Origin of the sequence: Nostoc sp., from assembly GCF_036917815.1 — a bacterium.
Taxonomy (GTDB): domain Bacteria; phylum Cyanobacteriota; class Cyanobacteriia; order Cyanobacteriales; family Nostocaceae; genus Nostoc.
The window spans coordinates 86,342-93,333 of sequence record NZ_JBALEK010000056.1 but is presented as its reverse complement, the minus strand read 5'-3'; the positions used below and the strand labels follow the sequence as shown (position 1 = coordinate 93,333).

At 42.8% G+C, this 6,992-nt stretch carries 4 protein-coding genes and 1 pseudogene; all 5 read left to right on the top strand.

The features are described from left to right. The first annotated feature begins 83 nt into the window (after positions 1-83). The 5 genes and pseudogenes from V7K97_RS16810 to V7K97_RS16790 all read left to right on the top strand — a co-directional run bounded on the left by V7K97_RS16810 (position 84) and on the right by V7K97_RS16790 (position 6,879). Complete coding sequence (locus V7K97_RS16810; RefSeq protein WP_334802165.1) at positions 84-812, top strand: ABC transporter ATP-binding protein; 729 nt, start codon at positions 84-86, stop codon at positions 810-812. Between the two features lie 626 nt (positions 813-1,438). Further along, positions 1,439-1,561, top strand: a pseudogene (locus V7K97_RS16805) (DUF4277 domain-containing protein); the annotation flags it as partial. 133 nt (positions 1,562-1,694) lie between these two features. Next, positions 1,695-2,711 (top strand): homogentisate phytyltransferase, encoded by a 1,017-nt coding sequence (locus tag V7K97_RS16800; protein WP_334802164.1) that lies wholly within the window; start codon positions 1,695-1,697, stop codon positions 2,709-2,711. 3 nt (positions 2,712-2,714) lie between these two features. After that, on the top strand, positions 2,715-3,197 hold the full coding sequence (locus V7K97_RS16795; RefSeq protein WP_334802163.1) for a tetratricopeptide repeat protein: 483 nt from the start codon (positions 2,715-2,717) through the stop codon (positions 3,195-3,197). A 1,537-nt stretch (positions 3,198-4,734) separates the two neighbouring features. After that, on the top strand, positions 4,735-6,879 hold the full coding sequence (locus V7K97_RS16790; protein WP_334802162.1) for a hybrid sensor histidine kinase/response regulator: 2,145 nt from the start codon (positions 4,735-4,737) through the stop codon (positions 6,877-6,879). Positions 6,880-6,992 lie beyond the last annotated feature (113 nt).

Below are 6,992 nucleotides of genomic sequence, written 5' to 3'. Positions count from 1 at the left end.
TGACCAATGACCAATGACCAATGACCAATGACCAATGACCAATGACCAATGACCAATGACCAATGACCAATGACCAATGACCAATGACCAATGACTATTTACTAGATATCCAAAATGTCCACGCCGGATACATCAAAGATGTAGATATCCTGCAAGGTGTGAATTTCCGGGTTGCACCAGGGGAATTGGTGACAGTGATTGGCCCCAACGGTGCGGGTAAATCTACTTTGGCCAAAGCAATTTTTGGGCTTTTGATCCCCCACACAGGCACAATTACCTTCAAAGGTGAAAATATCGTCGGGCTAAAGTCTAATGAAATCGTCCAACGAGGAATGTGCTACGTACCGCAAATCGCCAATGTTTTCCCCTCTCTCAGTGTTGAAGAGAATTTGGAGATGGGCGCTTTTGTGCTTAACGTTCCTCTCAAACCAATTAAAGATAAAATATTTACTATGTTCCCCAGACTAAGCGATCGCCGTCGTCAACGCGCTGGTACTCTCTCTGGAGGAGAACGCCAGATGCTAGCGATGGGCAAAGCTTTGATGTTGGAACCTAGTTTGCTAATTTTAGATGAACCATCTGCTGCTTTATCCCCGATCTTGGTGACACAAGTATTTGAGCAGATTAAACAAATTAATCAGGCGGGTACTGCGATCGTATTAGTAGAACAAAATGCCCGTAAAGCTTTAGAGATGGCTAATCGTGGATATGTATTAGAATCGGGACGTGATGCGATCTCCGGTCTTGGTGAAGAATTGTTGAATGACCCGAAAGTGGGTGAGCTATATCTGGGAGCAGGTAAGAGACATTAATCTTTATTTAATCACTCTTGCCTCATTCAACATAACACCAGTTTAATCAGTTAGCTCTCATCAGGCGATAGCGATGGTTAGGTTGGGCTGCGCCGACGCTATCTATAACTAATACAAAAACCATAACATTACCTGCCACTACCGCGACCGTCGTTTTCGATGCTCAAAGAATTCTCCCCAATAATCCATTTCTAATCACATCTACAGCTAGTCAAGAGGGAAAACAGGACATTCATTCAGGAAAAAGTGACCAAAACGTAAATTACCCGGGTCTGCTAGAATCCTCCATTAACAGCATTTTTAGTCTACTTTGTCAATGCGTAAGTTATGACGAATTACGAATTAGTAATTATGTTGAGTGCTTTTGGCAATTTGGCATCCAAAATATTTCTGTTGCAGTTTTAATTGATATATCAGCAGGGTTACAGGGACATTGAGAAAATTCTACAAGGGATTTATTCCCGTCTCGAAATCCCACCCAATGGCCAGTTGTTGACGTCTACGCTCTCCGAACCACCTTAATGTGGATGCAGCGCAAGCGTCACCGCTTCACTACAACTGGCTAGAATTCAAACAGAAAACACATAGTACGAATGCACTTACCAGATTTAAGTCGGGTGATGACAGTGCTTGAAACAATTAATTCTAAATTAGGAATAGACCCTCGTGAGAAGATTTCGGCGGGAATATTGGTAAAAGCTATTTTACTCAATGGATTAGGATTTGTATCAAGACCTTTACTTCTCTTCTTAGGCTGCGCCAACGGCAACTCTTGGAGACGCTACGCGAATGCTTAGTACAAGTGCCCCATAGCCAATGACAAATGACCAAATTCTGTGACAATGATTAACAACCAGCCAGAATATTGTATCTAAACAACTCATGAGCCAGAGTTCTGAAAATAGCCCTTTACCAGGCAAACCAGTTCAATCATATTTCCAGTGGTTATACGCCTTCTGGAAATTCTCTCGCCCGCACACGATTATTGGTACAAGTCTGAGTGTTTTGGGTTTATATTTAATTGCCATTGCCATTAGTAATCCTACGGATTCCCTATTCCCGTTCGGCTACGCTCACGGCAAGCCTACTCCCCACTCCCATTCGACTACGCTCACGGCAAGCCTACTCCCTGTGTTGGGCGCATGGATTGCTTGTCTGTGCGGCAATGTCTACATTGTGGGGCTGAATCAATTAGAAGATGTGGAAATTGACAAGATTAATAAGCCTCATTTACCCTTAGCATCGGGTGAGTTTTCCCAGCAAACAGGGCAATTAATTGTTGCTTTGACTGGGATTTTGGCGCTAGTTGTGGCGTGGCTAACTGGGCCGTTCTTATTGGGGATGGTGGCCATTAGTTTGGCCATTGGGACTGCTTATTCTTTACCGCCAATTCGCTTAAAACAGTTTCCCGTTTGGGCGGCGCTGTGTATTTTTTCGGTGCGCGGTACGATTGTTAATTTAGGATTGTATCTGCACTACAGCTGGGCATTGCAACAAAGCCAAACAATTGTGCCTGTGGTGTGGGTGCTGACGTTATTTATTTTGGTGTTTACCTTTGCGATCGCTATCTTTAAAGATATCCCCGATATGGAAGGCGATCGCCTCTACAATATTACTACTTTCACCATCAAACTAGGCCCGAAAGCTGTGTTCAATCTGGCTCTTTGGGTAATAACTATCTGCTATCTGGGAATAATTCTAGTTGGGGTGCTACGCGTCGCCTCAATTAACCCCATATTCCTGGTAGTGACTCATTTGGGACTGTTGGTTTGGCTATGGTTGCGGAGTTTGAAGGTAGACTTACAAGATAAAAGTGCGATCGCTCAATTCTACCAATTTATCTGGAAACTATTTTTTACGGAATATCTGATTTTTCCTATCGCCTGCCTTTTGGCTTAGACAATGCTAGAAACCTTTCCCACTAGTTCTATTATCGCTGCTGTTGTAGTTGCGATCAGTCTGTCAACCCTTGGCTATTTCGCCTGGAAAACTTTGATTACCTCAGACTTGTTTCAAAAAGGAATCAATCTTGCTCAAGCAAAAGATTACCAAGGTGCAGAAGCAGCCTTTCGCAAAGTCATTTCCCTCAACTCTACTAATGATGTGGTGCGCTTATTTTTGGGAGATGTTTTAAACCAGCAAGGACAAGTAGAAGAAGCAACAGAATTATTCCGGGAAGCAATTCGCCGCAGTCCGAAAAATCCTGATGCTTACTTGCGTCTGGCGAATATTTTCATGCAGCAAGAGCGAGAAGAAGAAGCTAAAACTAACCTACTACAAGCTAAAGATTTATTACAAAAACAGCGCCAACCTGAAAAAGCTAAAAAAATCGCTCAACTGTTAGATAAAATGAGTGCTAAGTCTAGTAAATCTTCAATTGAGTAAGAATTGCGTAGATAAAATCTTCCTGTTCAGTCTCCTAATTTTTTTACCATTCCCATCATTATGGTGAGAATGGTTTTTATTTTGGAATTTACCAATGTCTGCCGTAATTATATCCGCAATTTTCACAAGTTTGACCACTTCCTTCATAGCCCTTATGGACTGACAAATAAAAAAACATCCCAAATTTTCTTGTGGGATGGGTGTCCCCACCCGTCCCAGATTTAGGGCGCTCATGTTGCCCACCCCACAAGATGGATAATTTATAGCGGTTCTCAGTTGAGTGCAATACAGACCTAACAAGAACAGCCCATTCCCTACTAGCGTTGGAGAGTAATATTCAAAGCCTCTCTCCTAAAAGGGGAGAGGTTTGGAGAGGTCAAACTGTATTGCATCCAAGCGAGAACCGCTATATTTCTTGTCATATCATGTCCGCATAATTAGTTATGATTCCCACGGTAATTGCACCCCACACGCCAGATGCTCCACTTGGGGAGACCCCAGACGCTCTCTACGAGACGCTAAAAGCGAACGCGGACTCGCTAACGCTACGCTATCGCTTTTAGCGTCTCCCCTTCTCCCAAAGGGAGAGGCTAGCGCCAAGGGAGAAGACCGCACTGGCTCCCCTTAATCCCCTCCCCGCTTGCGGGCAGGGCTGATTCATTCCCTAAAAGACCTTAATTTACAAGCGTATCAGTCAAAAAAATCAGGTTTTTAAACACTCTAATTGGGTCAAAAACCAGGCGATCGCACTTAAATTTACCGATTGAAACAGTAATTTTTCGATTACCAACTCACTAAATTTTCTGGTTGATACTCTTGACAAAATTCTGATCTGAACGAATGAAACAGCCCTGCCGCTTGCGGGGAGGGGAGACAAAGCGTAGCTTTGGCGGGGTGGGGTTCTTCAGGTTTGATAAGTAATCAAGCGGACATGATATCAGTCCCTTACAATAGACATCTCCAGAAATGAAATATGCGTTATCCAGAACCCTTCTAAAGACGTAGCATTGCTATGTCCCTACATTCATTTGGGAGCATCTCAGCGAAAGCAAATATACCAGGCGATTAGAAATCGCCGCTACACAAATGTACTCCTTTTGAGAACCCGTTGGCGCAGCCTTTTGAAGAGAAGGGTAGGCCGCCTACGCAAACTCAAAGAATTTAAAACCCAGGTCGGTGGGTTTTGTCTATATAGCCGCGAATTCCATTCGCCAGGGCAAGCGTGTTTTTATACTCATTGAGATGCTCCCCATTCATTTTCACCCATATCTCTAATTACAATCTGGTGCGCTACAAGCTCCATAGCCGGCAATGAATTGATTTAGAGGAGAAAATTTGGGGGATTTTAAAAGCTTGTCTTTTGGTAAAACATCTATGAGACTAACAGCTTTCTTGCTTTGCCAAGATATATTATAGTCTCCCTAAACAGTACAGGACTTAGACACACTGTACCAATAGTATTTTAGCACTAAAATACTATTAAGCGAGGACAGAGATTTAATCGTAGATTTTATAGATTCCCAAAAATCAAGTGTTTATGTCAGACATAATATCAGAATTGTGGACTAACTTTTTTACATCAGGATCATTTATTCCACATGGGCACTGCTATCTATGGCAAAGGAATTTAGTTTGGTTACATATATTATCTGACGCCTTCATTGCACTAGCTTATTATTCGATTCCAGCTACACTATTTTACTTTGTCCGCAAGCGGCAGGATTTGCCCTTTGATTGGATTTTTCTGCTGTTTAGTGCATTTATCGTAGCTTGTGGCACCACTCATTTAATAGAGATTTGGACGCTTTGGCATCCAACCTATTGGGTGTCGGGGTTTGTCAAAGCAGTAACAGCCACAATATCTGTAATTACAGCAGTACAACTTGTATCTCTAGTTCCCCAAGCACTGGCACTTCCTAGCCCCGCTCAACTAGAAGAAGCAAATCAAGAACTTCAAACACAAATAGCCGAGCGCTTACGGATTGAGGAGGAACTACGAAAATACCAGAATCATCTCGAAGAAATGGTTGCTGTTCGCACCAATGAAATTACCAAGACTAACGAGCAATTACAACAAGAAATCTTGGAACGCCAACGCATCTTAGAAGTTCTCCGACAAAGCGAAGAACGCTACCGTTACTTAGCTGAGGCAATTCCTCAACTTGTATGGACAACGGATGCTAATGGTGAATGTGATTTTTTTAATCAAAATTGGTACGATTACACTGGGCTAACATTAGAGCAGTCCTTGGGTTCTGGTTGGTTAGCGGCATTACATCCAGATGATATCCAAAGTGCTGATGAGGTGTGGTCTGATGCTGTAAAAAATAAGACTATATATAACAATGAATATCGCTTCAAACGGGCCTTGGATGGCTCCTATCGTTGGCAGCTAGCGCGAGGTTTACCGCTCAAAGATGAGCAAGGTTTTGTAGTAAAGTGGTTTGGAACATATACAGATATCCACGAACAAAAACAAATACTTGAAGAACGGGCGCAACTGTTGCAATTAGAACAAATAGCACGAGCAAAAGCAGAAACAGCCAATCGAATTAAAGATGAATTTTTAGCCGTCCTCTCTCACGAACTACGCACTCCACTAAACGCAATTCTCGGCTGGTCAAAGTTGTTGCAAACTGGCAGGTTAGACCAAACAAAGACATTTGAAGCACTAGCCACAATCGAGCGGAATGCCTCATTACAGGTTCAACTCATTGAGGACTTGCTGGATATCTCCAGAATTTTACAGGGCAAACTGACGCTGAATATTACGAAGATTAACTTAGAGTCTATGGTATTGTCGGCACTACAGACAATGGGTTTAGCGGCAGAAACAAAGTTGATTAACGTGAATACAGCATTTGCACCGCTTACGGGACAAGTGATGGGCGACTCGACTCGTTTGCAGCAAGTCGTTTGGAATCTCCTTTCTAACGCGATCAAATTTACACCCAAGGGAGGAAAAGTAGAAGTGCGACTAGAGCAAGCTGATGGCTATGCTCAAATCATAGTTAGCGATACAGGTAAGGGAATTAGCGCTGAGTTTTTACCTTATGTGTTTGATTATTTCCGCCAAGCAGATAGCACATCTACTAGAAGTTTTGGTGGATTAGGACTGGGATTGGCAATTGTCCGTAATATCATTGAAATGCATGGCGGCATCGTTAAAGCAGAGAGTCAGGGTGATGGGAAAGGGGCAATATTTACTGTTAGCTTACCGCTTCTACCAGATGAAAGCCCAAAGCTGAAGGAAGAACAAAACTATCCGACATTCTTAACTACTAACTCCTTACCCCTCACTGGTGTTCGAGTTTTAGTTGTCGATGATGATGCTGATTCGCGAGATTTTGTTGCTTTTGTATTAGAGCAAGATGGGGCTTCTATCATCGCGGTATCTTCTGCTTATGAAGCATTACAAACCCTAGCAGAGGTAAAGCCAGATGTGTTGGTCAGCGATATTAGTATGCCTGATATGAATGGCTATATGTTAATAAATCAAGTCAGAACTTGGACACCAGAACAAGGTGGACAAATTCTGGCAATTGCCTTGACTGCCTTTGCGAGAAGCGATGACCAGCAAGAAGCACTAAAAGCTGGGTTTCAGATGCATTTAGCCAAGCCTGTTAACCCAGAAGAATTAATTGCAGTCATTGCACAACTTCTGGAAGCAAAGACAGGATGATGCCAACCAGGGAACCCAAGAGTAGTACTATACTGCTGGTAGAACTAAGATTTAGATATTGCATATAGCGGCACTTCTGGTGAGAAATGCGGGACTTGTATAGCGGTTCTCAG